This window comes from Hymenobacter baengnokdamensis (assembly GCF_008728635.1).
Classification (GTDB): Bacteria; Bacteroidota; Bacteroidia; order Cytophagales; family Hymenobacteraceae; genus Hymenobacter; species Hymenobacter baengnokdamensis.
The window spans coordinates 4,172,401-4,197,453 of the sequence record NZ_CP044285.1; the positions used below are offsets into that span (position 1 = coordinate 4,172,401).

22 protein-coding genes and 1 tRNA gene are annotated in these 25,053 nt (G+C 59.2%); 11 read left to right on the forward strand and 12 right to left on the reverse strand.

The window, feature by feature from the left end:
* Positions 1–44: 44 nt before the first annotated feature.
* From F6X24_RS17745 to F6X24_RS17755, 3 genes are all read right to left on the reverse strand, one after another.
* Positions 45–647 (reverse strand): TlpA family protein disulfide reductase, encoded by a 603-nt coding sequence (locus tag F6X24_RS17745; RefSeq protein WP_229725212.1) that lies wholly within the window; start codon positions 645–647, stop codon positions 45–47.
* Between the two features lie 99 nt (positions 648–746).
* Entirely contained in the window at positions 747–1,676 is a 930-nt protein-coding gene (locus tag F6X24_RS17750; RefSeq protein ID WP_151089268.1) for a PfkB family carbohydrate kinase, read from the reverse strand.
* A 97-nt stretch (positions 1,677–1,773) separates the two neighbouring features.
* A tRNA-His gene (locus tag F6X24_RS17755) sits at positions 1,774–1,847 on the reverse strand.
* Between the two features lie 227 nt (positions 1,848–2,074).
* Between F6X24_RS17755 and F6X24_RS17760 the strand changes: the two genes are divergently transcribed.
* Positions 2,075–3,496, forward strand: a complete 1,422-nt coding sequence (locus F6X24_RS17760) for a DEAD/DEAH box helicase (protein ID WP_151089269.1) — start codon at positions 2,075–2,077, stop codon at positions 3,494–3,496.
* A gap of 27 nt (positions 3,497–3,523) precedes the next feature.
* Here F6X24_RS17760 and F6X24_RS17765 read toward each other — a convergent pair whose 3' ends face one another.
* From F6X24_RS17765 to F6X24_RS17775, 3 genes are all read right to left on the reverse strand, one after another.
* Positions 3,524–3,955, reverse strand: a complete 432-nt coding sequence (locus F6X24_RS17765) for a hypothetical protein (RefSeq protein ID WP_151089270.1) — start codon at positions 3,953–3,955, stop codon at positions 3,524–3,526.
* Between the two features lie 172 nt (positions 3,956–4,127).
* Entirely contained in the window at positions 4,128–4,829 is a 702-nt protein-coding gene (upp, locus tag F6X24_RS17770; RefSeq protein WP_151089271.1) for a uracil phosphoribosyltransferase, read from the reverse strand.
* Entirely contained in the window at positions 4,814–5,806 is a 993-nt protein-coding gene (locus F6X24_RS17775; protein WP_191906380.1) for a GNAT family N-acetyltransferase, read from the reverse strand. Before F6X24_RS17775 ends, upp begins: the two co-directional genes overlap by 16 nt.
* 67 nt (positions 5,807–5,873) lie before the next feature.
* Here F6X24_RS17775 and F6X24_RS17780 point away from each other — a divergent pair, with 67 nt between their 5' ends.
* The 6 genes from F6X24_RS17780 (at position 5,874) to F6X24_RS17805 (ending at position 13,686) form a co-directional block, all read left to right on the forward strand.
* Entirely contained in the window at positions 5,874–7,853 is a 1,980-nt protein-coding gene (locus F6X24_RS17780; protein ID WP_151089273.1) for a capsule assembly Wzi family protein, read from the forward strand.
* Positions 7,854–7,927: 74 nt separating this feature from the next.
* Positions 7,928–9,772, forward strand: a complete 1,845-nt coding sequence (locus F6X24_RS17785; RefSeq protein WP_151089274.1) for an ABC transporter ATP-binding protein — start codon at positions 7,928–7,930, stop codon at positions 9,770–9,772.
* A gap of 66 nt (positions 9,773–9,838) precedes the next feature.
* Complete coding sequence (locus F6X24_RS17790) at positions 9,839–10,210, forward strand: hypothetical protein (protein WP_151089275.1); 372 nt, start codon at positions 9,839–9,841, stop codon at positions 10,208–10,210.
* A gap of 14 nt (positions 10,211–10,224) precedes the next feature.
* Positions 10,225–10,803, forward strand: coding sequence for a D-sedoheptulose 7-phosphate isomerase (gene lpcA / locus F6X24_RS17795; RefSeq protein ID WP_151089276.1), 579 nt, complete (start codon positions 10,225–10,227; stop codon positions 10,801–10,803).
* Between the two features lie 87 nt (positions 10,804–10,890).
* On the forward strand, positions 10,891–12,429 hold the full coding sequence (locus F6X24_RS17800) for a YifB family Mg chelatase-like AAA ATPase (RefSeq protein WP_151089277.1): 1,539 nt from the start codon (positions 10,891–10,893) through the stop codon (positions 12,427–12,429).
* A 219-nt stretch (positions 12,430–12,648) separates the two neighbouring features.
* On the forward strand, positions 12,649–13,686 hold the full coding sequence (locus F6X24_RS17805; protein WP_151089278.1) for a quinone-dependent dihydroorotate dehydrogenase: 1,038 nt from the start codon (positions 12,649–12,651) through the stop codon (positions 13,684–13,686).
* Between the two features lie 179 nt (positions 13,687–13,865).
* Here F6X24_RS17805 and F6X24_RS17810 read toward each other — a convergent pair whose 3' ends face one another.
* Positions 13,866–15,023: an acyloxyacyl hydrolase gene (locus F6X24_RS17810; protein WP_151089279.1), complete on the reverse strand. Its 1,158-nt coding sequence runs from the start codon at positions 15,021–15,023 to the stop codon at positions 13,866–13,868.
* Between the two features lie 192 nt (positions 15,024–15,215).
* On the opposite strand from F6X24_RS17810, the gene F6X24_RS17815 reads away from it, so the two are divergent.
* The 4 genes from F6X24_RS17815 (at position 15,216) to F6X24_RS17830 (ending at position 18,125) form a co-directional block, all read left to right on the forward strand.
* Positions 15,216–15,893, forward strand: a complete 678-nt coding sequence (locus tag F6X24_RS17815) for a porin family protein (RefSeq protein ID WP_151089280.1) — start codon at positions 15,216–15,218, stop codon at positions 15,891–15,893.
* 133 nt (positions 15,894–16,026) lie between these two features.
* Positions 16,027–16,626, forward strand: coding sequence for a porin family protein (locus tag F6X24_RS17820; RefSeq protein WP_151089281.1), 600 nt, complete (start codon positions 16,027–16,029; stop codon positions 16,624–16,626).
* Positions 16,627–16,739: 113 nt separating this feature from the next.
* Positions 16,740–17,366 carry a porin family protein gene (locus tag F6X24_RS17825; RefSeq protein WP_151089282.1) on the forward strand — a complete coding sequence of 209 codons (627 nt, stop codon included), beginning with the start codon at positions 16,740–16,742 and terminating at the stop codon, positions 17,364–17,366.
* Between the two features lie 177 nt (positions 17,367–17,543).
* Positions 17,544–18,125 carry a porin family protein gene (locus F6X24_RS17830; RefSeq protein ID WP_151089283.1) on the forward strand — a complete coding sequence of 194 codons (582 nt, stop codon included), beginning with the start codon at positions 17,544–17,546 and terminating at the stop codon, positions 18,123–18,125.
* Positions 18,126–18,203: 78 nt separating this feature from the next.
* On the opposite strand, the gene F6X24_RS17835 is transcribed toward F6X24_RS17830, so the two are convergent.
* From F6X24_RS17835 to hydA, 5 genes are all read right to left on the reverse strand, one after another.
* A complete protein-coding gene (locus F6X24_RS17835; protein ID WP_151089284.1) occupies positions 18,204–19,577 on the reverse strand; it encodes a dipeptidase in 1,374 nt (457 codons plus the stop codon).
* A 126-nt stretch (positions 19,578–19,703) separates the two neighbouring features.
* A complete protein-coding gene (gene preA, locus F6X24_RS17840) occupies positions 19,704–21,071 on the reverse strand; it encodes an NAD-dependent dihydropyrimidine dehydrogenase subunit PreA (protein ID WP_151089285.1) in 1,368 nt (455 codons plus the stop codon).
* A gap of 101 nt (positions 21,072–21,172) precedes the next feature.
* The gene (locus F6X24_RS17845) at positions 21,173–22,495 is read right to left on the reverse strand and encodes an FAD-dependent oxidoreductase (RefSeq protein ID WP_151089286.1); all 1,323 of its coding nucleotides are present in this window, start codon (positions 22,493–22,495) and stop codon (positions 21,173–21,175) included.
* Positions 22,496–22,607: 112 nt separating this feature from the next.
* A complete protein-coding gene (locus F6X24_RS17850; RefSeq protein ID WP_191906381.1) occupies positions 22,608–23,474 on the reverse strand; it encodes a nitrilase-related carbon-nitrogen hydrolase in 867 nt (288 codons plus the stop codon).
* Positions 23,475–23,591: 117 nt separating this feature from the next.
* Positions 23,592–24,968: a dihydropyrimidinase gene (gene hydA, locus F6X24_RS17855; protein ID WP_151089287.1), complete on the reverse strand. Its 1,377-nt coding sequence runs from the start codon at positions 24,966–24,968 to the stop codon at positions 23,592–23,594.
* Positions 24,969–25,053 lie beyond the last annotated feature (85 nt).

A 25,053-nucleotide genomic window follows, 5' to 3' on the forward strand; every position in this document is an offset into this window, starting at 1 on the left:
TGCCGCTTTAGCGCCACAAATGCCCGAATATTCCTTTGTCCGGCTCAGTCGGCCAGCTTCTCCAGCGCTGCCCTGAACTCCGGGGTGTCGTAGTCGGCCATGCCGTCGTGGCGGTCGGCCAGCTGGCCGCTGGGCGTGAGGACGATGGTCGACGGAATCGAGGGCGAGTCGAACGGCGCCGGTAGCGGCGCGGCCGGGAAATACACAGGCAGGCTGTAGCCTTTGCGCTTGAGCAAGGCCCGCGCCTTGTTGGGGTTGGCATCGAGCGAAATCAGCACGAAGGCCACTTTGGCCGTGTCCGTTTTCTGGTAGAGAGCTTGCAGGCCGGGCATTTCGGCCAGGCAGGGCGGGCACCAGCTGGCCCACAGACTAACGAGCACGACCTTGCCCGCAAACCGGCGCAGGTTGGTAGGGCGGCCATCGAGCGTGTAGAGCGGCAGCGGGTGCGGGTAGTCGCGGCGCTCGCTGGCAAACTGCACCGGCACTGCTGCCGGGCGCGTAGGCGGCGCGGCCCGCCACAGCCCCGTAGCCAGCAGCCCACGCTGAAGCGTGCTCAATACCGGCTGGCGCAGGCCGGTCGTCATTACTACCGCAAAGGCTACGAAGAAAAGAATTTCGCCTCGGTTTTGGCGCAGCCAGGCTGGCATAAGCTAAAAACCAGTTAAATTATTTCCGAATAAAAAAAGAACGTCATGCTAAGCTAGTCGAAGCATGACGTTCCGGATATTTTTCTTAGGCTGTGGCTGTTAGGCTACTACGCTGGCGGGCTGCACTTTCACCAACTCCTCGAACTGCGCCTCGCGGGCTTCGATTTCCTCCTGCGTAAGGTTCAGCAGCCGCTCGGTACCAAACTTCTCCACGCAGAACGAGGCCATGGCCGAGCCGTGAATAACGGCACGCTTCACGTTCTCAAACGAGCAGTCGTCGGTGGCCGCGATGTGGCCGATAAAGCCGCCCGCAAAGGTATCGCCGGCACCGGTGGGGTCAAATACCTCTTCCAGCGGCAGGGCCGGCGCGTAGAACACCTTATTCTTGTGGAAAAGCAGCGCCCCGTGCTCGCCTTTCTTGATAATCAAAAACTTAGGACCAAAGGCCAGGATTTTACGGGCCGCCTTCACCAGCGAGTACTCGCCCGAGAGCTGCCGCGCTTCCTCGTCGTTGATGCTGAGCACGTCGACCATCTCGATGGTAGCCAGCAGCTCATCAGGGGCCACATCCATCCAGAAGTTCATGGTGTCGAGCACAATGAGCTTGGGGCGGTTTACGAGGCGCTGCACCACCAGGCGCTGCACCTGCGGGGCCAGGTTGCCGAGCATCAGGTACTTGCAATCCTGGTAAGCATCGGGAATAATCGGGTCAAACGAGCCGAGCACGTTCAGCTCAGTAGTAATCGTTTCGCGCGAATTAAGGTCTTTGTTATACTTACCCGACCAGAAAAACGACTTCTCATCGGCCTTGATTTGCAGGCCCTCGGTATTCACCCCGTGCTCTTCCAGCGTCAGAATATCAGCCTGCGGGAAGTCGCCGCCCACTACCGCCACCAGGTTTACCGGCTTGGTCGAGTACGAAGCCGAGAGGCTGATGTAAGTAGCTGCGCCACCGATGATTTTGTCGGTTTTGCCAAAGGGAGTTTCCAGGGCGTCGAAGGCCACGGAGCCGATAACGAGCAGACTCATTGCGAGTAATTAGAGGAGTAGAAAATGGGTGCTTGGCTAAGCAACTATGCAAATAACAAAAAAAGTCCCCGGATTCGCATCCAGGGACTTTTGCGAGGGTAAATAATGGGGCTCGAACCCACGACCTTCGGAATCACAATCCGACGCTCTAACCAGCTGAGCTATATCTACCGTGTGGTGGTTTGTGGGGCAAAGATACGGCTGGGAATGTTTTTTGCAAGGTTTTCAGCCAAAAAACATCACTTCTGGTGCGCGTAGCGCCCCAGAACGAAGCAATCGCGCCCGAATGATACCCGCGCCCGTCATTCGGTCGGGGTGAGGGAGCAACAGCCGGGCCAGCTCGCCTTACCAAATGTTGGTTAGCCTCCCGCGCAGCAAAATAGCCCGACCTTTGCCAAATGGATACCCCCGCCGCGTTCGCCGATTTTAAGCTCAATAAGCAATTACTCAATGCCGTAGCCGAGGCTGGCTTTACCGAGCCTACGCCGGTGCAGCTCCAGACTATTCCGCTGCTGCTGGCCGGGCACGACGTGCTGGGTATCGCCCAGACCGGCACTGGCAAAACGGCCGCCTTTGGCCTGCCGCTGCTCATGAAAGTGAAATATGCGCAGGGCGAGCACCCCCGCGCCCTGATACTCGCCCCTACCCGCGAGCTGGCCATTCAACTGGAAAAGCACCTGAAGGCGCTGGCAACATATACAGATTTGCGAATATTTGCCATCTACGGCGGGCTGGGGCCCAAAACGCAGATTGAGACGATAAAGGCGGGCCTTGATATCCTGATTGCCACCCCTGGCCGCCTGATGGAGATTTACCTGAAGGGCGACCTCGTGCTTAAGAACCTGACTACGCTGGTGCTCGATGAGGCCGATAAGATGATGGACATGGGCTTTATGCCCCAGATTCGGCGCATCCTGGAGATTATTCCGCGCAAGCGGCAGAATGTGCTGTTTTCGGCCACCATGCCCGAGCGGGTGACGGTGCTGAGCGAGGAATTTCTGGAGTTTCCGGTGCGGGTAGAAGTGACGCCGCCCGCCCAAACGGCCCAGACCATTACCCAGAGCCTGTACGAAGTGCCCAACCTGGCTACCAAGATAAACCTGCTCGAATACCTGCTGCACCGCGACGCGGCCGAGATGACGCGGGTGATGCTGTTTGCCCGCACCAAGGAAAACGCCGACGAGGTAGCCCGCTTTTTGCAGCGCAAAGCGCCCGTGGGCGAGGTACGCGTGATTCACGGCAACAAGGGCCAGAACGCCCGCCTCAACAGCATGGATGCTTTTAAGGCGGGTAGTATTCGCTACCTGGTGGCTACCGATGTGGCGGCGCGCGGCATCGACGTGCCGCAGGTAAGCCACGTCATCAATTTCGACGTGCCGCTGATTTATGACGACTACGTGCACCGCATTGGGCGCACGGGGCGGGCGCGGCACACGGGCGCGGCCATCACCTTCGCCAACCCGGCCGAGCGCCAGCACATCGAGCGCATTGAGGAGATGATTCGGCAGGAGATTCCGCTGCTGCCCATTCCGGAGGAAGTGGAGATTACGAATACGCCTTTTGTCGAAGGCCAGCAGCACGCCCGCGTGCTCGACGAGCAGCGCCGCCGCCAGGACCCCGAGTTCAAAGGGTCATTTCACGAAAAGAAGGAGTGGATAAAGCCCGGCGTGACCATCGACAAGCGCACCGGCAAGCCCTTCGAGGAAGGCAAGCACCACAAGAAAAGCCAGAAAGGCAACAAGAAGAACCCCGGCAAGAAGGGCGCTTCGGCACCGGCTATGAAGGCTATCAACGCCCGGCCCCGGCGGCGCAGCAGCTAATGGAGGTAAGAGCTATAACTCTTACCCCTAATGGTGCAGCATGTGCCCGATGCGGGCGCTGGCCAGCGTGAGCACGCCACCCCAAAGCACGGCGCTCCAGAGCATGTGCAGCAGGATGCGCTGACGCGGCACGCCCAGCAGCGTGGCAATGACGGTGCCGCCGATGGGCGAAAGCAAAACAGGCGTGAGAAAGGCGATACCGCCCATGCCGAAGCGCTTAAATACTTTTATAATATTGCGCGAGCGCCTGGAAAATACGGGCACCCGGCGCAGGCGGCGCTGCTGCTGCCGGTGCAGCACCCAGGTGCGGCCCACCCCCGAAATAATAAATACGCTCGTCATCATGCCGGCCACCGTGAGGCCCAGCGTGGGCCAAAATCCCAGGCCCATCTTACTGCCCGCCAGCGGGCCGCCCAGAAACTTTATCGTGCTAAGCAGGAAAACGGTGGCAAGTTTCATAGCAAAGTGTAACACCGGCGCAGAATAATGAAAATCGACGGCTAATACAGTAAAAATGCGGCGAGCAGACTTGCAAACATACCTTGTTTCGTCCAAGCTGGTTACCATGTCGTTAAAAGCCGACCCATTCGCTGCTAACGAAAATGCAACTTCCGGGCCGCTTTTAGCAGGGCTAAATCTTGCTGCCGAAGGCCAGGTCGCCGGCATCGCCGAGGCCGGGAATAATGTAGGCCTGCCCGTTGAGCTTCTCATCGACAGCGGCTACCCAGAGCGTAGCCTCGGGTATTTCGCGCATGACGTAGGCGACGCCTTCGGGCGAGGCAATAACGGCCGCGATGTGCACCTGGCGCGGCGTGCCGAAGCGCAGCATGGCCCGGTAGGTTTGCACCAGGCTTTTGCCGGTGGCCAGCATGGGGTCGGCCAGGATGAGCACGCGCTCGTCGAGGCTGGGCGCGGTGAGGTAGTCGAGCTGCACCTGCACCTGGGCCGTGCCCTCGATGCGGTAGGCCGCCGCAAACGCGCTTGGCGACTGGTCAAAGTAATTCAGGAAGCCCTGGTGAAAGGGCAGGCCGGCCCGCAGCACAGTCGCCAGCACGGGAAAATCGCGCAGCAGCTGGCTGGCCGCTTCGCCGAGCGGCGTTTTTATGGCCTGCGGCGTGTAGCTGAGCTGGGCGCTGATGCGGGTAGCGATAATTTCGCCCAGCCGCTGGAGGTTGCGCCGAAAGCGCAAGCTGTCTTTTTGAATATCTACGTCGCGCAGCTCGGCCAAAAAATGATTGGCAATGCTGGGCTCGGCGCATACTACCCGCAGGCGTTCGGGGACCGTGGCAGCGGCCGGAGCCACGGCATCGGAAGAGGTCAGAAGCGCATCCATGTTGGAAACCAGGTTTTTTGGGTAAAAGTCAGGGTAGGATATGATACGGGCCGCGCCCCGAAGTTGGCAAAGAAACGCGCGATGCCCGGCAAAGTACCGCCTTCAAAATCGAAGACCTGCCCGGCCCGGCCGGCGTGGCGGCGCAGCGCATCGTCGAGCAGCAGCATCGGCGCCTTGGCGGCCCGCCCGGCCGGCGATACCGCCGCAAACAGGTAAATAACCCCCGCCGCGTGCCGAATAAACACTGCCCCGGCAAGCAGCTCATTGGTATCGGGGGCGCGCACCTGTCGCACTTCGGCTACCCCACGCGCCTGCGCGGCCTGCACCAAGCGGCGCAGGCGCGCATAGTGCCGCTGGTGCAGGCTCGTGTCGGCGGGGCCGCGATACGACAGGAACAAATATATTATTTCATATATATTATAGCTTTCTGTCACGACCAGCGGCTGGGGCAGCTGCTGATTTTTGCGCAGCCGGCGGCGATACTCTGCCGTGTAGCCTTGCAGCAGCTCCGGGTAGCTGGCGCCGAGGCTCAGGTGATACGTGAGGCGCTCGGCGGCGGCAAAGCCCGGTGGCAGGGCGGGCAGCCCCGAGCCAGGGGCCAGCTGCTGGTAGAAGGCAACACAGGTTTTCCGAATAAAAGGCAGATAATCGGCCAGCTCACGGTACTGGCTGGCGGGCGTCAGCACCAGGCCCAGCTGCTGCGTAAATAGCGGCTGGTACCCTACCCGGCCCCACGGCCGCCACTTGGTGGGCAGCGGCAGCAGCGAGCGGTAGTCGCCGGCCGGCCCCAGCTCTACCACGGCGGCCCAGCGGCCGGCCGTGGCACGCAGCCACCACGCCTGGACATAGGCCGGCGCGCCGACGCTGGCCGCCACGCAGGCATCCCAGCGGGCAAGGTCGAGGTCAGAATACTGGAGCAGACGCAGCACGGTAAGCGGGGCGGCCGGGTATAAGCCGCGGCCAAAGGTCGGGGCCAAAAGCCGGGGCGGCCGCGGCCGACGTAAATTTGTGCAGCCTGCCCCCTTTCGGGTAGTTTTCTGGTTGATGAATTCCTACCTGTTTCCGCTTTTACTTGTTTTGGCTGGCCCGCTCGCGGCCCAGACCACTCAGCCGGCCACCACGCCCCAGCCAGGCTCGGCCAACTGGTACATTTTCAATCAGCCTGTACCCGAAAGCCCAGAAGGCGAAAAGCCCGTCACACACGTGCCGAAGGCTGAGCGCCCGGTACCCGAGGCGCGGCCGGCCCCGGTGGCGCGCCCGGCTCCGGCCCGCCGGGTGCGGGCGGGCCGCGCCGCGGGCACCCGCGAAGAAACGCCCTATCAGGGCGCGCTCTACGTGCCGCTCGACCCGAATACCTACCGGCTGCTCGACCGCTATGCTATTAAGTACGGGCCCGACTCGCTGCAAGACCCGCACACCAGCGTGCGGCCCTATACCCGCTGGGCGGCGGGGCACCTGGGCGAGCGCATGATGAACGACGGGGCCGAACTCTCGGCCGCCGACCGATTTAATGCGCAGTACCTGACTCAGGACAACTGGATGTTTTCGGCTGCGGGCGACAGCCTGAACCACAGCCAACGGCCTTTTCTGACGTATTTCTACCGCGACCAAACCGACCTCTACCACGTTCAGACTAAGGATTTTGCCTTACGCATCAATCCCGTGCTGCTGCTGCAAGCCGGTAAAGATGGCGGCGAAAACAGCCTCAGCGGCCTGCGCTACGTGAACACGCGCGGCGCATCCTTTGAAGGGCTGATTGACCAGCGGCTGGGTTTCTACGGCTTTCTGACCGACAACCAGGAGGCCGTGCCAGGCTGGGTGCAGGCCCAGATTCGGCGCGACAATATCGTGCCCCACGAGGGGTATTGGAAAGACTACAAGACGAGCGGCAACGCTTATGACTTCTTTACGGCGCGGGGCGGCATCACCTACGCGGCTACCCCGCACATCAGCGTGCAGCTGGCCCACGACCGCAATTTTATCGGTAATGGCTACCGCTCGCTCATTCTGAGCGATTACAGCTCGCCCTATTTTTTCCTGAAGCTCAATACACGCATCTGGAAATTCAACTACCAGAATATTTTTGCGGAGCTGACTGCCCGCCGCAGCCTCAGCGGGGCCGACTCGCTCTATCCTAAGAAATACCTGGCCCTGCACCACCTGAGCCTCGACGTGACCAATAACTTTAACATTGGGTTGTTTGAGTCGGAGGTATCGGGCGGGGCGGGGCGCGGGCTGGAGCTGCAATACCTGAACCCGGTTATATTTTACCGGGCCATCGAGCAGCAGGTCGGCTCAACCGACAACGCGCTGCTGGGCCTCGACTTTAAGTGGAATATCAAGCACCGAGCCCAGCTCTACGGCCAGCTGGTGCTCGATGAGTTTAAGCTGAGCGAAATACGCGCCGGCGACGGCTGGTGGAGCAACAAGCAGGCCGTGCAGCTGGGCGGCAAGCTGCTCGACCTGGGTGGCATCCGCAACCTCGACCTGCAGGTGGAGTTCAACTATATCCGGCCCTACACCTACCAGCACGAGAGCGTGTACACGGCCTACGAGCAGTATCAGCAGCCGCTGGCTCACCCCATGGGCGCCAACCTGGCCGAAATACTAGCCGTGCTCAGCTACCAGCCCCTGCCCCGGCTCAATTTGGTGGCCAAAGCCTTTTACACCAAGCAAGGCCTTGACTTCACCTACAGCCCGGTGGGTCAGCCCGTGCCGCACAGCGATTACGGCTCCAACCCTCTACAACCCTACAACAACCGGCCGCTAGATGCGGCCGGCAAGCTCATCGAATACGGCTACCGGGTGGGCGACGGCAACACCAGCCACCTGCTGCACACCGACCTCACGGCCACCTACCAGCCGCGCCTCAACCTGTTTATCGATGCCACGCTCATTGTGCGGCATCAATCCATCAATCAGCCAATTACTTACCCCAACGGTGGCGCCATCGGCAATGGCACCGAGGTCTATCCATCGGTGGCGCTGCGCTGGAATATCGCCCAGCGCCTGAATGAATTTTAACTAGCAGACAATATATATTAACAATATATATTGTCTGCTAGTTAACCGAGGCAGCTTTTACCTACCATTTTTCTGTGAAAACCTACCTCCGCCTGCTGAGCTTCTCGCGGCCCTACGCCGACTTCGTGCCGCTGTATGCGCTGTATGCCACGCTGGGTATTTTCTTCGGCATTGCCAACTTCACGCTGGTTATTCCGCTGCTAAACGTGCTGTTTGGCACTACCGATACGCACACGGCCGCTGCGCCGGCCGTACTACCGGCCTTTGCGTTCTCGCTCGACTACATCAAGGCGCTGTTTAATTTCTACTTCAACCAGATGCTGCTGCTGCACGGCAAGCAGGGCACGCTGGCGTTTGTATGCGGCCTAATTATCGTATCGGTGTTTCTGAGCAACGTATTTCGCTACCTCGGCGGGCGGCTGCTGGCGCGGGTGCGGGCGCGGGTGGTGCGCAACGTGCGCGGCGCCTTGTTTGGCCGCATCACCGAGCTGGAGCTGGGCTATTTCTCGAATGAGCGCAAAGGTGACCTTATCTCGCACCTCACCAACGACGTGCAGGAGGTGGAAATATCGGTAGTGAACACGCTCACGGCGGTGTTTAAGGAGCCGCTCAACATCGTGGGCATTTTCGTGCTGCTGTTTTCGATGTCGGCCCGGCTCACCTTGTTTTCGCTGGTGCTGCTGCCTGTTTCGGGGGGCATTATTGCCAGCGTATCGAAGCGCCTGCGCCGCCACGCCACCATCAGCCAGACCACCCTGGGCGCCATGCTCTCGGTGATTGAGGAAACCCTGGGCGGCATGCGCGTGGTAAAAGCCTTCAATGCCCGCGCGTATGTGTTCGGCAAGTTCCAGTTTCAGAACGACTTATATGCCCGCACCACGCAGGCCATCGACAACACCCGCGACCTGGCTTCGCCGTTTTCCGAGTTTGCGGGCGTAACCGTCGTGGCGGGCCTGCTTTACTACGGCGGCTCGCTGGTGCTGAGCGGCCAGGCCGAGCTGTCGGCAGCATCGTTTATTACCTATATTATATTATTCTCCCAGATTCTGACGCCGGCCAAGTCGCTGTCGGGGGCATTCAGCAACATTCAGCGCGGGCTGGTGGCGGGCGGCCGGGTGCTGAGCATTATTGATACCGAGCCCAGCATCCGCGACCGGCCCAATGCCATCGCACTGCCCCCCTTTCACGAGCAGGTGGAGTTGCGCAACGTGAGCTTTCACTACGGCGACGTGCCGGTGCTCTACGACCTGAATCTGACCGTGAAAAAAGGCCAGACCATCGCGCTCGTCGGCCCCAGCGGCGGTGGCAAAAGCACGCTGGCCGACCTGCTGCCGCGCTTTTACGACCCCAGCGCCGGGCAGGTGCTCATCGATGGCCACGACGTGCGCGACTGCACGCTGTACTCGGTGCGCGCCCAGATGGGCATCGTGACGCAGGAAAGCATTCTGTTTAACGACACCATTTATAATAATATCAAATTTAACACCGAAGCTTCTGAGGAAGAGATAATTGCGGCTGCTAAAACGGCCAATGCCCACGATTTTATTATGGCTTCGCCCGATGGCTACCAGACTACTATCGGCGACCGGGGCGGGCGACTTTCGGGTGGGCAGCGCCAGCGCCTGAGCATTGCGCGGGCCATTCTGCGCAACCCACCCATTCTTATTCTCGATGAAGCCACGTCGGCCCTCGACACCGAGAGCGAGAAGCTGGTGCAGGAAGCCCTCACGCGCCTCATGGCCTCGCGTACCTCGCTCGTGATTGCCCATCGCCTCAGCACCGTGCGCCACGCCGATGAGATTATCGTGCTCCAGCATGGCCGCATTGTGGAGCGCGGCACCCACGACGAGCTGCTGCTGCGCCCCGGCGGCCTCTACCAGCGCCTGAGCCAGCTGCAAACCAACGCGGCGCTCGTATAATGGCCCGCGCCCGGCACCCGCTTGGGGCGCTATCTTTCGGCACTCACCTTCTTTCTCTCTTTCGCCATGCTTTTTCTCAAACGCATCGTCACCGTGCTGGCCCTGGTTTATTTGCTGCTGGCACTCCTGATTCTGTTCTTCCCCTTCGTGCGCACCTCGACGGTTAATATTTTCAGCATCTACAGCCAGACGATGGAAATCAACCTGCTGCTGGGCTTTGCCTGGGCCAGCGTAGTGGTCGTGACGCTGCTGCTCATTTTTGAAAATATCGATAGTAGTCTGCTGCGCCGGAGCGTGACCCAGCAAGACCATAAAATTAATGAGCTGAAAGCGCAGCTCTACGACGTAAAGAAGCCGCTTGCGCCGCCCACCAGCGGCCCGGCCGCTCCTTACCCTACGGCCTACGACGCGCCGCCCACCACTCCTCCCACCTACTAGCTTAGTTTCCCCGCTTGCACCTCCCCGACCTCATCCGCGCCGAGCTAACCGAAGCCCGCAGCGTTCTCGACCGCTTCCTGGCTGATGATGCCAACCTGGCCCGCATCGCCGAGGCGGCCGAGCTAATTGCCGCCAGCCTCCGCAATGGCGGTAAAGTGCTCACCTGCGGCAACGGCGGTAGCCTCTGCGATGCCCAGCACTTTGCCGAAGAGCTGACCGGCCGCTATCGCCAGGACCGCCCCGCCCTGGCCGCCATCGCCCTCACCGAAGCCTCGCACATGAGCTGCGTAGCCAACGATTTCGGGTTCGATTTCGTGTTTAGCCGCTTTGTGCAGGCGCTGGGCCGGCCCGGCGACGTGCTGCTGGCCATCAGCACCAGCGGCAACTCGCCCAATATTATAAATGCCGCCGAGGCCGCCCGCGCTGCCGGCATGCCGATAGTTTCGCTTACCGGCAAAGACGGCGGCCAGCTCGCCGGCCTCAGCGATGTCGAAATCCGGGTGCCGCACTTTGGCTTCGCCGACCGTATTCAGGAAGTGCATATCAAGGCTATTCACATTATGATACTGCTGATTGAGAAGCTGGTAGCCTGACTATAGGCCAAAGCAGCAGGTTCATCCTGCGTTCACTTTGCTCGGTATGCCGTTCTTTTGCGGGCAAGAATTGTTATACTGCAACCTATGCTAACCAAAACCTACGGCTCGGCCGTGCAGGGTGTCAATGCCTATACCATTACCATTGAAGTAGTTGTCACGGCCGGCACGTTATTCTACGTAGTGGGCCTGCCCGATAATGCCATTAAGGAGAGCCAGCAGCGCATTGAGTCGGCGCTGAAGCTGCGGGGCTACCGCATGCCCCGCACCAAAGTAGTGGTGAACATGGCCCCGGCCGATATCCGCAAGGAAGGGGCGGCCTACGACCTGCCCATCGCGCTGGGTATTCTGCACGCCTCGCAGCAGCTAAATACCGAAAGCCTGGGCGACTATATCATCATGGGCGAGCTGTCGCTCGATGGCGCCCTGCGCCCCATCAAGGGTGTGCTGCCGATTGCCATTCAGGCCCGCAAGGAAGGCTTTAAAGGCATTATTCTGCCTAAAGAAAATGCGCAGGAAGCGGCCATCGTCAATAACCTCGATGTGATTCCGGTTGAGACGATGCAGCAAGCCATCGACTTCTTCGAAGGCCGCCAGGTAATTGAGCCCGTGCGGATTGACACCCGCGATATTTTCCAGCACAGCGCCAACCAATACGCCGCCGACTTTGCCGATGTGCAGGGCCAGGAAAACATCAAGCGGGCGCTGGAAATCGCGGCAGCCGGCGGCCACAACGTGATTATGATAGGCCCACCCGGCGCGGGCAAAACCATGCTGGCCAAGCGCTTACCCACTATATTGCCGCCGCTGAATATGCAGGAAGCGCTCGAAACCACCAAGATTCATTCGGTGGCCGGCAAGCTGGGTACCGGGCAGGGCCTGCTCAATCAGCGGCCGTTCCGGGCTCCGCATCACACTATTTCGGACGTGGCGCTGGTGGGCGGCGGCAGCAACCCGCAGCCGGGCGAAATCTCGCTTTCGCACAACGGCGTACTATTTCTGGACGAACTGCCCGAGTTTAAGCGCACCGTGCTGGAGGTGATGCGCCAGCCGCTGGAAGAGCGCCGGGTCACGATTTCGCGGGCCAAGGTCAGTATCGACTTTCCGGCCAATTTTATGCTCATTGCCAGTATGAACCCTTGCCCGTGTGGCTATTACAACCACCCCGAGAAGGAATGCGTGTGCGGGCCCGGCGTAGTGCAGAAATACCTCAACAAGGTATCGGGGCCGCTGCTCGACCGCATTGACCTGCACGTGGAGGTGACGCCCGTCACGTTTGACCAGATGACCGAGACGCGCAAGGCCGAAACCAGCCACGACATTCAGCAGCGCGTGGAGCAGGCGCGGGCCGTACAAACCAAGCGCTTCGCCGAACAAGCTGATATTCATTCCAATGCCATGATGCCTTCGCAGATGGTAAAGGACATTTGCCAGATAAGCCAGGCCGGGCGCACGCTACTCAAAACTGCGATGGAGCGCCTCGGCCTGAGTGCCCGCGCCTACGACCGCATCCTGAAAGTAGCCCGCACCATCGCCGATTTGGCCGGCACTGAGGAGATTCAGATTCAGCACCTGGCCGAGGCTATTCAATACCGGAGCCTGGACCGCGAAGGCTGGGCCGGGTAGCGGGGAAGACGGCTATCTGCGTACTTTGTGGCATGGCTCAGCTTCCGCATCCACCAGGTGTTTTCGCAAAAGTTTGCTAAGGATTTATGTCTCAGCAAAAACAGGTTATGTGACCCCAACCGACTTTTGCCTATACTGCGCAGTATAATGTTCCGGCTATACTTCCACTGCTAGTAAGCCTGCCTGCCGACCTTGACCAACAGTTTGGCCCCGATGCCCGTGTATAAATCTCTTGTTAAGCCGCTGCTTTTTAAACTCGATGCCGAGCGGGCGCATCACCTCGTTTTTGATAACCTGAAGCGGGCGGCGCGCCTGCCTGGCACAGCCGCCTTGCTGCGGAGCCTCTACCACTACCACCACCCTTCTCTGGAGCGCAGGGTGTTCGGCCTGAGCTTTCCCAACCCGGTGGGGCTGGCGGCGGGCTTTGATAAGAATGCCGTACTGACCGATGAGCTGGCGACGCTGGGCTTTGGCTTTGTAGAGATTGGCACCGTGACGCCCCGGCCCCAGCCCGGCAACCCGCAGCCGCGCCTTTTTCGGCTGCCCCAGGACGAAGCGCTCATCAACCGCATGGGCTTCAACAACGATGGGGCCGCTGCCGTGGCAGCCCGCTTGCGGCTGCGCACCAACCACCGGCTTATCATCGGGGGCAACATTGGCAAGAATAAAGACACGCCCAACGAGCGGGCGGGCGACGACTACGTAGCCGCGTTTGAGGCGCTGGCTGAGGTGGTCGATTACTTCGTGGTCAACGTGAGCTCGCCCAACACGCCGGGCTTGCGCGAGCTGCAGGATAAAAAGCCGCTTATTAGCCTGTTGCAGCAGGTGCAGGAGCAAAACCTGCGCCGGGCTGTGCCGCGCCCGCTGCTGCTCAAAATAGCGCCCGACCTCAGCGATGCCCAGCTCGACGACATCCTGGAAATCGCTCGCGAGACCAGGCTGAGTGGCCTGGTTGCAACGAATACCACTATCTCCCGCACCGGCCTGTCTACCCCCGCAAGGCAGGTAGATACTCTTGGGGCGGGCGGCCTCAGCGGCCGGCCCCTGCGCCAGCGCGCTACCGAAGTAATTGCCTACCTGCACCGCCGCAGCCAGGGCACATTGCCCATTATCGGCGCGGGCGGCATTCACTCGGCCGCCGATGCGCTCGAAAAGCTGGCCGCCGGCGCCACGCTGGTGCAGCTCTATACCGGCTTTATTTACGAAGGCCCCGCCCTGGTAAGCCGTATCAACCGACAGCTGGCCGGGCTCGCATAATATAGAATTTTACATATATTATGCGAGCCCGGCCAGTTGTCGCCGGTGCCGGCTCAGTCCGAATCTCTACTATTTCGGCAGGGCGCTGACCGTGGGCAAAACCGGAGCTTATAACGCCGGGAGCGACAGTATCAGCACGAGGAGCCCTGCGAAAATTCCAAGGCCCAGGGCAGCCGGGCTTAGAGCTTCACGCCTAGTTTCAGCTCAATGACATCGGCCGTAGCGCGGTGCGCTTTAAGGTCGATATCAATAAACAACAAATTAGTTAACTGATACTTAAGACCGATGCGCTCGTAGTAGAAGGGGTTTGATTTGTAGGGATTGTACACGTAAAAGCCCAGGTGCGTCACCATCGCCAGCCGCCCGAACAACAGCTCGTGGCCCACGAAAGCGCTGGCTTTTTTAACGTCGGGCAGGTGGTCCTGGCTGCGGGCCGTATCGCGCAGCACGGCGGCCAGCGACCGGTCGTCGAATCCTTCAATACCTACCAGCAAATTGCTTTTACGATTGACGCGCCGGCCCACGGCCAGCGTTACCGAGCTTACAGGGTAGTGCTTGGGGTCGCCCCCGGTGCGCTGCTTATAGCCCAAACTGGCGCTGACATTAAAAAAATTGTGCCCAACGTCGGCGGGGTCGGGTGCCATGGCGGTGGGCACAGGCACGGAGCGCTGCTGGTAGTAATTGAGGCCCAGCAGCAGCGTGGGCAGGTTAATGCCAAAGTTGGGCTTGGCCGAGCCCCCATTGGAGTAATGATTGAGGCCCAGACCCATAAGCAGCCCCAGGTGCTGGCTCAGGGCTACATCGTACTCCAGCCGCATTTGCAGCGTGGCGTTGAGGGCCGAGCTGACGAAGGTATTCTTGCGGTTGGTATAGAGGTCGTAGTGCTGCGGAAAGTACGCCAGCCCGGTCCCCAGCCGAAAGCTCAGGTCGTGGCGAGCCGTGCGCCGGATAGCCTTGCTCAGGTAAACCGAGGCCGCGTAGCTCTGCCCCAGTATCGGGTTATGGTAGTCGTAGTACACCAGCGCCAGCCCCACTTTGGGGTACTTGTACCAGCTATGCCAGGGTGCTGCCCCGGTAGTCTGGCGCTGCACGTTCAGTTCAAAGCCGGTTGGGTGGGAGGCCACCAGGTGGCTAACGGGCCGCGTATGGTTGATAATTATCGCCCCCTGCGCGTAGGCGCCGAAAATAAATTTCTCGGGCAAAGGCTGCTTTACCGAATCAGGTACCGGAAGCTTCTGCGCCAGGCCGGGCAGGGCCGCTGTAAGACTGCTGAACAGCAATACCCCACTAACTACATAATATTTAATGAGCTGCAAAGCCCGACGAAACCGGCGCATAGGAAAGCAAACTAACCAGCGCCAAAGCTACGCCGACCCAGGGTGCGCTCCGACCTCCACCAAAAAAAATCAAAATTTCCTCAACATGTAACCCTTGCCCCGCCCAGCCAAGTATAAGGCGCATTCCCGGCCATCTCACTCCTATTTATTCTATTCTTAGCCGGCCAGGGTCTATTAATCAATTTTTCAGACATGAAAAAAGTACTTCTTTCCCTCGCACTTCTAGCCGGCTTTGCTGGCACCGCCAATGCGCAGAGCGGCGTTCTCAAGTATGGCGTTAAAGGCGGCTTCAGCCTCAGCTCCTATTCTGGCTCCGAGGCAGGTGACGTCACCTTCAAGCCAGGATTCACGGCCGGTGCGCTCATTAACTATGGGTTTTCGGACCTGATATCACTTCAGGTGGAAGCCCTTTATTCTCAAAAGGGGGCGTTGGTACAGAACTATAGTACCGCAGCCACAACCAACAATACCCAGTTCCGCTCTACTGTTCAATACATTGACGTACCTGTCCTGGCTAAATTCACGACGGGCGAAAACGGCAAAGGCCTGTTCTTTGAAGTAGGCCCACAAGCCAGCTTTCTAGTAGCTACCCGCGATTTTACCCGCCCTAAAGATGCTGGTGCGGGCAGCTCACAGGAAGTAGATATTAACACGGATACAAACCACCTCAACAAAGTGGCCATTGGCTACGTTGGCGGTGTCGGCTACCAGATTACCAGCGGCCTTGGCCTTGGCATCCGCTACACCGGTGACTTCTCCAATGTCTATAAGGATGGTATCAACCCGCTTCCGGGCGTGACCACCACCAACAATTTCCGCAATTCAGTATTCCAATTCCAGGTACACTACCTGTTTGGTGGCAAAAGCTAGGCTTTAGCCAGTACAGCACTGCTTACAGCGCAAAAAAGCCGGCTCCTTAAGGGGAACCGGCTTTTTTTGTGCTGCTTTAAAAGCCGGGGCTACCTTTGCAGCCTATCTTAATTTCCTCTTCACCTCCCGCCTGATGAAAAAAGCTTTTCTCTCCCTTGGCCTACTGGCCGGAATTTCAGTTGCCGCTCAAGCGCAGACTGCCAGATTTGGTATAAAGGCCGGGGCCTCACTCAGCAGCTGGACGGGCAGCGATGCCGGTACCACAGCTACCAAACTGGGCTTTCATGCTGGCCTGGTCGCCAACTTTGGGTTGAATGAGATGATTTCTATTCAGCCGGAGCTGCTGTATTCCATGAAAGGTGGCCAGGACGATACCAACAGCAACAATCGCGTTAATCTAAATTACATAGATGTTCCGATATTAGCAAAGGTGGCAACCGGCGCAACTGGCTTATTTTTCGAGCTTGGCCCCCAGGTAGGCTTCCTGGCTTCCGCCACCAACAAGACCAGTAGCAGCTCAACCGATGTAAAAAACTCATTTAAAGGGGCGGATTTTGGCTATGCTGCCGGCGTGGGCTTTCAGGTTGCCAGCGGCCCAATGGTAGGGCTACGCTATAATGGTGGATTTACCAATGTAGTTAAGGATATAACTATTGCAAACACTACCAAACAGACGAATCTTAAAAATAGTGCGTTTCAGCTCTATCTGGGCTATATGTTTGGGGGCAAATAATACGTTCAACCACCACCTAAAAAGCCGGCTCTCCTGGGAGAGCCGGCTTTTTAAGTGGCCGGGGTAAAAGCGGCCGTAGCTTTGCCCCGGAACCATTCCTCTTTACTTTCCGAATGAAAAAATCCATTATCACGCTGCTAGCGCTGGTATTGGGCCTGAGCACCGCTGCTCAGGCGCAGTATCGCGGGCGTGGCGGCAACGTATCGCTGGGTATCAAGGCCGGCGCAGCGCTCACCAGCTTTGTGGGCAAAGACACCCAAACCCCCGGCGGGAACAGTGGGTATGACTATCGTCTTGGCTTTCAGGCAGGTGTATTCGCTAATATTGGCTTTTCCAAGCTGTTTGCCTTCCAGCCCGAGCTGCTATACTCACAAAAGGGAGCGAGTGTACGCGACGTTGTTGATATGCGCACCCGTTTGAATTACCTTGACGTGCCGCTGGCCTTCCATGTCAATACCGATGGCTTCTTTTTTGAAGCAGGCCCCCAGGTTGGCTTCCTGCTAGCGGCCAAGAATGAGTCGGGCAGTACGTCGGTCGATGTGAAAGACGCTTATAAGCAGGTTGATTTTGGCTACCTGGCTGGCCTCGGCTACCAGCTCAAGCACGGCTTGGGCATTGGCCTGCGCTACAATGGTGCCTTCACAAACTTTCCGGTTTCGACTACCACTGGCAACGTTACGGTGCAGCCGCGGGCACGCAACAGCGCGTTTCAACTGTACGCAACGTACTCCTTCAATTAACAGCGTCTGAACCTGCTATTCCTTTATAAAGGCCCGGCTTCCTACCCAGGAGGCCGGGCCTTTGCTGATTAAACATGAATTAATAATGAAGAAACCTCGTGATAATGAACGGAGTATAACGCCAGCCGGGCTGAACGTTACTACGCTGTCCGGCAGCTACCTATTTTTTACTATATAATGAAAAAATCATTCTTCACATTGGCTCTGCTCGTGGCTACGGCCAGCGCGGCCTATGCTCAAACGCCTGCTAATACGGTGGGTATCACTCTGGGCTACGGCCGTACCAATCTGCGCGACAGCGGCCCCTACTCCTCGGTAAACCACTCGGCTTACCAGGCCGGCCTGAACGCCGATGTTTATTTTAGCGAGTCGTTCTCCTTTCACCCCGAAGCCCTGTACACGCTGCAGTACTTCGACTCCAATAATACTGACCTAAGCCGCGACATCTCTTACATCAACGTGCCGCTGCTGGCCCGTGTGCACGCCAAAGGGCTGTTTTTTGAGGCCGGACCGGAAGTAAACTTCGCGCTGACCGCTAAAAACGAAGCCGGCAACGATGTAAAAAGCGACGTTAACCCCGTAGTGCTCGATTATGTACTGGGCCTGGGTTATCAGTTGGGCACCGGCCTTTCCATTGGCCTCCGCTATGACGGTGGTGCTACCAACGTCTTCAAAAACAATACCGGCACCATTATCGGTAATAACAGCCTGAAATCGAATACATTCTGGCTGAATGTGGCTTATTCATTCGGGAAATAACTGCCTTGGCGCCCACAAAAAAGGTGCGTTGCCCGGCCGGGCGACGCACCTTTTTTGTGGGCGTGGAATGGTAGCCGCCTATTTCGGCAGCGCCGCGTACTCGCGGTAAAACTCGGGAATGGTTTCGATGCCTTTCAGGAAATTGAAGACGCCAAAATGCTCGTTGGGAGAGTGGATGGCGTCCGAGTCGAGCCCAAAGCCCAGCAGCACCGAATCGAGGCCGAGCTCGCTCTTAAACATGGCCACGATGGGAATGGAGCCGCCGCCGCGCGTGGGCACCGGCTTTTTGCCAAACGTAGTTTCGAGCGCCTTGGCGGCGGCGCGGTAAGCGGCCGAGTTGGTAGGCGTAACAACGGGCTCGCCGCCGTGGTGAGGCGTCACTTTCACGGTAATGCCGGCCGGGGCAATGCTTTCGAAGTGCTTCTGAAACAATGCGGTAATCTCGTCGCTGGTTTGGTGCGGCACCAGGCGCATCGAAATTTTGGCGTAGGCCTTGCTGGCGATTACCGTTTTGGCGCCCTCGCCGGTGTAGCCGCCCCAGATGCCGTTCACGTCGAGCGTGGGCCGGATGCTGGTGCGCTCGGGCGTACTGTAGCCAGCCTCGCCCACGGCGGCGGGCAGCCCGATGCTCTGCTTAAACTCGTCTTCGGAGAAGGGGGCCTGGGCCATTTCGGCGCGCTCTTCGGCGCTCAGCTCGTCCACGTTGTCGTAGAAGCCGGGAATAGTGATGTGCCGGTTTTTATCGTGCAGGCTGCTAATCATATCGCAGAGCGCGTTGATGGGGTTCATCACCGCGCCGCCATAAAGGCCCGAGTGCAGGTCGCGGTTGGGGCCGGTTACTTCTACCTCGTGGTAGCTCAGGCCGCGCAGGCCCACCTCGATGCTGGGCCCGTCGTTGGCCAGGATGCCGGTATCGGAGATGAGAATGACGTCGGCCTGCAGCTTCTCCTTATTGGCTTTCACGAAGATGCTCAGGTTGTTGGAGCCAACTTCCTCTTCGCCTTCAAACATGAATTTGATGTTGCAGGGCGCCCCTACTCCGCCGTCGCGCAGCATCATTTCCAGGGCTTTCACGTGCATATACACCTGGCCTTTGTCGTCGCAGGCCCCGCGCGCGTAAATTTTTTCGTCCTTAATCACCGGCTCAAACGGCGGCGAAGTCCACAGCTCGTAGGGGTCGGCCGGCTGCACATCGTAGTGGCCATATACCAGCACGGTAGGCTTGTCGGGGCCCGAAAAATACTCGGCGTAGACGATAGGATTGCCGGCCGTGGGGCACAGCTCGACGTTTTGTGCGCCGGCTTCTTCGAGCCTGGCTTTCAAGAAGTCGGCGGCTTTAAGCACATCGCCGTGAAACTTGGGGTCGGCCGAGACGGACGGGATGCGCAGCCAGTCCATTAGCTCTTCGAGAAAGCGATTTTGATGCTGGGTTAGGTAAGCAGGGGCGGGCATAGACGGGAATGAATAAAGGGGAGCACAAAAGTAGGCCGCTGGCAATAAGCAGTTGCACCCACCTAAGAAAAGAAGTGCCGTCTGGTCCGTTACTGCTTGCTTTCGCGGCAGTCACTAATCGCAACCTTATAGTATGCCCAGTGCCCGTGCCTTGCCAGGCAGCGTTTTGTGGCGCTCCTTGCCGAGTGCGGCGGCTGGCTCGGGCACCCAATGGTGACGGCCGCCGGCTTTCTCGTCGTTGAATTCGGTAGGAATGGTATTGGCGGCGGTGCGCTCTTTCCAGGTCAGGTGCTGCGTGCCGTCGTCGTGGCGGTCCATCGTAATGCAGTCGTCGACGGGGCACACGAGCGAGCAGAGATTACAGCCCACGCAGTTTTCTTCGATAATAGCCGGTGTGCGCGTGCCGGCTTGCAGCCGGATGGCCTGGTGCGCGCCGTCTTCGCAGGCCGTGTAGCAGAGCTGGCAGCCGATGCACTTTTCTTCGTGAATGTGGGCCTTCACCTGGTATTTCATGTTGAGGTCTTCCCAGTGCCGCACGTTGGGCAGGGCCTTGCCCACGAAGTCGTAGATGGTGTTAAAATTTTTCTCTACCATGTACTGCTCCAGCCCGCTCACCAGCTCGCGGATGATGCCAAAGCCAAAGTGCATGGCCGCCGTGCACACCTGCACCGAGCTGGCGCCCAGCAGGATATGCTCCACGGCGTCGCGCCAGCTCTCGATGCCGCCGATGCCCGAGATGGGCAGGCGCACGTCGGGGTGCTGGGCGCAGTTCTTCACCATGTTCAGGGCAATGGGCTTCACGGCCGGGCCGCAGTAGCCGCCGTTGGTGCCCTGGCCATCCACAATCGGGTAGGGTGCGAAGCGGTCGAGGTCCACGCCCACAATACTTTGAATGGTGTTTATCAAGGAGATGGCATCGGCCCCACCGCGCCGCGCCGCCTGGGCCGGCTCGGTAATATCGGAGATATTGGGCGTGAGCTTCACGATGACCGGCTTCCGGGCCACTTCCATCACCCATTCCACTATCATTTGCAGAACTTTGGGCTCCTGCCCTACCGCCGAGCCCATGCCGCGCTCGCACATGCCGTGCGGGCAGCCGAAGTTCAGCTCGAAGCCGTCGGCGCCGGCATCCTGGCTCTGGCGCACGATATCGTGCCACTCCTGCCGGCTCTGCACCATGAGCGAGGCAATGACGGCGTGGTCGGGAAAGCGCTTTTTGACTTCCGAAATCTCGCGCAGGTTGTCGGCCAGCGGGCGGTCCGATATCAGCTCGATGTTGTTGAAGCCCACCAGCCGCTTGTCGCGGTAGCTGACGCCGCCGTAGCGGCTCGACACGTTGATAACGGGCACGCCGAGCGTTTTCCACACCGCGCCGCCCCAGCCCGCGTCGAAGGCTTTCATCACTTGGTAGCCGGAGTTGGTGGGCGGCGCCGAGGCCAGCCAGAACGGGTTGGGCGACTTAATGCCAGCGAAGTTGATGGAAAGGTCGGGCATAAGGTAGCGCGGACTCTGCGAGTCCGCGAGTAAAGTGTTGGTGACTTGCCTAGCGGGCGCTTGGCCCCTACGCGCGGACTCGCAGAGTCCACGCTACCGCGCTACTTACTCAGAAACGCGTGGATACCCCGCGCCGCTACCTTGGCTTCGGCGGCAGCGTTTACTACTTCGGCGCCGCCGTTGCGGGCATCGCCGGAGGTGAAATACTGAGGGTTGGTGGTCTGGCCCGCCGCGTCGGCCACGATGCGGCCCCGGCCGTCCAGCTCCAGGCCCGGAATGTGGTGCAGAAAATGGGTCTGCTTGGCCTGGCCGGTGGCTTTAATCACCATGTCGCAGGCTTGCACAAACTCGGAGCCGGGTACTTCGCGCACGCGGCCCTCTTCGACTACCGTGCGAATGAACCGCACCCCTACCACATAGTTATCGCCCACTATTTCGAGCGGCGCTACGTTAAACAACCCCTTCACCCCTACGCTTTTAGCCAGTTCGTATTCAAAGTCATAGGCGCCCATCTCTTCCTTGCCGCGGCGGTAAGCCAGCAGCACGGTTTCGGCCCCCAGCCGGGCGGCTTCGGAGGCGGCATCCATGGCGGTGTTGCCGCCGCCGAGCACGATAATCGTGCGGCCCACCTGCATAGCCTCCTGGCGCTGGCGTAGCTCTTCAATAAATTCGACCGCGCCCACGCAGTTGATTTTTTCCTCGCCGGGCAGGCCCAGCGCGCTGGTTTTGCCCAGGCCGATACCCAGGAAAATAGCGTCGTACCCGGCTTCGAGTGCGGCCAGGTCGGCGCGGCCGGTGATGGGCGCGTGGTAGCGCACCTCGTAGCCGAACTGCCCTTGCAGGTACGCCATTTCGGCCAGCGCTTCCTCGTTGGTGATTTTATAAGGCGCCACGCCGTAAACCGTCAGGCCCGAAGGCTGGGCTTTGGCTTCAAAAACCACTACTTCGTAACCCAGCGCCCGCAGCTCGCAGGCGGCCGAGATGCCCGCCGGGCCGGCCCCGATGACGGCCACTCGCTTGCCGTTGGCCGGGCCGGGGCCGAAGAGCTTTTTATTCTCCGTAATGGCCTGGGTAGTGGCGTAGCTTTGGAGGCGGCCGATTTCTATCGGCTTCACGTCCTGCAAGTTGTACACGCAGGCGCCTTCGCACAGCACTTCCGTGGGGCACACCTTGCCGCAGGCATTACCGAAGTAGTTGGCCTCGTAAATCGTACGGGCCGAGCCCGTAACGTTGCCCGAGTTTATCTGCCGGATAAACTGCGGAATGTCAATACCCGACGGGCACGCCTGAATGCACGGCGCATCGAAGCAAAACAGGCAGCGCGAGCTTTCATACAGCGCCTCGTTGCGGCTCATAGTCGGCTTGAGCTGCGCGAAGTTTTCGGCAAATTCCTGGGCGGTAGTCGGGGTAGAAAATTCGGCCACGGGGTTCAGTTATGAGTTAAAAGTCAGGAGTTGAGAGTTGATTTCGTCGCAAAGCCTTGAGCCTGAGCGACTAAATCAACTCTCAACTCCTGACTTTTAACTCATAACTTCCCTACAGCTCCACCAGCTTCTCGTAGGTTTCAGGGCGGCGGTCGCGGAAAAACTGCCAGGTGGCGCGCACCTCGTCAATCATGTCGAGGTCGAACTCGGCGATGAGCAGTTCGTCTTTGTACTCGTCGGCCTGGGCGATAATCTGGCCGCGCGGGTCTACGAAGTAGCTGGTGCCGTAGAAGCGGCCCAGGTTCCAGGGCTTCTCCTCCCCTACCCGGTTGATGCAGCCCATGAAGTAGCCGTTGGCAGCCGCGTGGGCGGGCTGCTCCAGCTTCCAGAGGTATTGCGAAAGGCCCGCTACCGTGGCCGAGGGATTATACACGATTTCAGCGCCGTTGAGGCCCAGCACCCGCGCCCCGTCGGGGAAGTGCCGGTCGTAGCAGATGTACACACCCACCTTGGCGTACTTGGTCTGAAACACCGGGTAGCCCAGGTTGCCCGGCTTGAAGAAGAATTTCTCCCAGAAGCCCGATGTGTGGGGTATATGGTTTTTACGATATTTTCCCAGGTACGTCCCATCGGCGTCAATTACGGCGGCCGTGTTGTAGAGAAAGCCGGCCGACTCGCGCTCGTACACCGGCACAATCATCACCATGTTGTATTTTCTGGCGTATTCGGCCATGCGCTCGGTAGTCGGGCCGGGCACCGCTTCGGCCGAGGCGTACCACTTGTTATCCTGGCCGGGGCAGAAATAGGGCGTATTGAATATTTCCTGCAAGCACAGAATCTGCACGCCCTGGCGGCCGGCTTCCTCAATCAGCGGGATATGCTTCTGCACCATCGCCTCTTTTATTTCTGCGATGGAGCCTTCGCCCTCGGTCATTGGCAGGCTCATCTGGATGAGGCCGGATTTAATAATGCGTGCCATACTGGTTTGGTGGATGTTTTATTTCGCGCAAGGTTTCGCGAGGTTAAAAGAAGTTTCGCAAAGTTGATACTTGGGTAAAATCGCGAGACCTCCTTTTCACCTCGCGAAACCTTGCGTTCAAAAAGCCGTTTTGCCGCGCCGGATAAACTGCCCGTAGCCGCGCCCTACTTTGGTCTCGCCGCGGTCGATGGCTACTTTGCCGCGCAGCAAAACCGCATCGACTTTGCCAGTCAGCTCCCAGCCTTCGTAGGCCGAATAATCGCAGTTCATGTGGTGCATGGCGGCCGAAATCGTGTGTTTCTTAGCGGGGTCGAAAATCACCAGGTCGGCATCGGCCCCGATACTGATAGTGCCTTTGCGCGGAAACATGCCGAAGATTTTGGCCGCGTTGGTCGAGGTCACTTCCACGAATTTTTGCGGCGTGATTTTACCCTTATTTACGCCTTCCGAAAACAGGAGCTCCATGCGGTGCTCCACGGCGGGGTGGCCGTTCGGTATTTTCGAGAAGTCGTTCTTGCCCAGCAGCTTTTGCTCCCACATAAAGGGGCAGTGGTCGGTGCCCACCACGTTTACCAGGCCCTGATTGAGGCCGGCCCACAGTGTAGCCTGGTCCTTCTTCTGGCGCAGCGGCGGCGACATCACCCACTTGGCGCCTTCGGCTTCATTCTCATAGAGCGAGGCATCGAGCAGCAAATACTGGATGCAGGTTTCGACCAGCACGCGCTGGTTGCGCTCGGTGGCGCGGCGCACCTGGTTGAGCGCGCCCTGGCAGGTGAGGTGCACGATGTAGGCATTCACACCCGTGTAGTTGGCAATGTCGGCGAAACGGCCCGAGGCTTCGGCCTCCGTCACTTCGGGCTGCGAGAGGTAGTGGTAGAGCGGCGAGAGCTTGCCCGACGCCCGGTGCTGGGCAATGAGCGTGTCAATCATGTCGCCGTTGGTGGCGTGGGCCGTCACGAGGCCGCCGTGTTTCTTGACTTCCTGCATCAGGCCCACCATCTGCGCGTCGTCAATCATGAGCGCGCCCTTGTAGGCCATGAAGGTTTTGAAGGACGTAATGCCTTCGGTAATCATCTCTTTGATTTCCAGCTGGGTATTCGGATTAAAATCCGTCACGGCCAGGTGAAAGGAATAGTCACCCACGGCATTACCGGTAGCCCTACCCTGCCACTCTTCCAGCGCCGCGCGCAACGAGCGGCCCTGCTTTTGCAGAATGAAGTCGATGACCGTAGTGGTGCCGCCGTGCAGCGCGGCGCGGGTGCCGGTCTCGTAGGTATCGCTGCTGAAAGTGCCCATGAAGGGCATCTCCAGGTGCACGTGCGGGTCGATGCCACCGGGCATCACCATTTTGCCGGTGCAGTCGATAACCTCCACACCCTCAGGCGCGGGCAAGCCCCGGCCAATGGCCGCGATGGCTTCGCCTTCGACCAGAATATCGCAAATACTGTCCGAGTCGGCCGTGATAACACGGCCGTTTTTTAGCAGAATCGACATGGTGCAAAACGGATGGCGCGGGGCCCTGCCCCGTGCTAACTATGAATAGGGCCTCTGGCCCGAATCGTTGAATGATGTGTAAGCC

What these genes read in the sequence shown, in the direction of transcription:
- F6X24_RS17825 (WP_151089282.1), top strand. Translation starts at nt 16,740, where the DNA reads ATGAAAAAATCCATTATCACGCTGCTAGCGCTGGTATTGGGCCTGAGC.
- F6X24_RS17815 (WP_151089280.1), top strand. Translation starts at nt 15,216, where the DNA reads ATGAAAAAAGTACTTCTTTCCCTCGCACTTCTAGCCGGCTTTGCTGGC.
- F6X24_RS17835 (WP_151089284.1), bottom strand. Translation starts at nt 19,577, where the DNA reads ATGCCCGCCCCTGCTTACCTAACCCAGCATCAAAATCGCTTTCTCGAA.
- F6X24_RS17850 (WP_191906381.1), bottom strand. Translation starts at nt 23,474, where the DNA reads ATGGCACGCATTATTAAATCCGGCCTCATCCAGATGAGCCTGCCAATG.
- preA (WP_151089285.1), bottom strand. Translation starts at nt 21,071, where the DNA reads ATGCCCGACCTTTCCATCAACTTCGCTGGCATTAAGTCGCCCAACCCG.
- F6X24_RS17750 (WP_151089268.1), bottom strand. Translation starts at nt 1,676, where the DNA reads ATGAGTCTGCTCGTTATCGGCTCCGTGGCCTTCGACGCCCTGGAAACT.
- F6X24_RS17780 (WP_151089273.1), top strand. Translation starts at nt 5,874, where the DNA reads ATGAATTCCTACCTGTTTCCGCTTTTACTTGTTTTGGCTGGCCCGCTC.
- F6X24_RS17800 (WP_151089277.1), top strand. Translation starts at nt 10,891, where the DNA reads ATGCTAACCAAAACCTACGGCTCGGCCGTGCAGGGTGTCAATGCCTAT.
- hydA (WP_151089287.1), bottom strand. Translation starts at nt 24,968, where the DNA reads ATGTCGATTCTGCTAAAAAACGGCCGTGTTATCACGGCCGACTCGGAC.
- F6X24_RS17790 (WP_151089275.1), top strand. Translation starts at nt 9,839, where the DNA reads ATGCTTTTTCTCAAACGCATCGTCACCGTGCTGGCCCTGGTTTATTTG.
- F6X24_RS17760 (WP_151089269.1), top strand. Translation starts at nt 2,075, where the DNA reads ATGGATACCCCCGCCGCGTTCGCCGATTTTAAGCTCAATAAGCAATTA.
- F6X24_RS17810 (WP_151089279.1), bottom strand. Translation starts at nt 15,023, where the DNA reads ATGCGCCGGTTTCGTCGGGCTTTGCAGCTCATTAAATATTATGTAGTT.
- F6X24_RS17830 (WP_151089283.1), top strand. Translation starts at nt 17,544, where the DNA reads ATGAAAAAATCATTCTTCACATTGGCTCTGCTCGTGGCTACGGCCAGC.
- F6X24_RS17820 (WP_151089281.1), top strand. Translation starts at nt 16,027, where the DNA reads ATGAAAAAAGCTTTTCTCTCCCTTGGCCTACTGGCCGGAATTTCAGTT.
- F6X24_RS17745 (WP_229725212.1), bottom strand. Translation starts at nt 647, where the DNA reads ATGCCAGCCTGGCTGCGCCAAAACCGAGGCGAAATTCTTTTCTTCGTA.
- F6X24_RS17765 (WP_151089270.1), bottom strand. Translation starts at nt 3,955, where the DNA reads ATGAAACTTGCCACCGTTTTCCTGCTTAGCACGATAAAGTTTCTGGGC.
- upp (WP_151089271.1), bottom strand. Translation starts at nt 4,829, where the DNA reads ATGGATGCGCTTCTGACCTCTTCCGATGCCGTGGCTCCGGCCGCTGCC.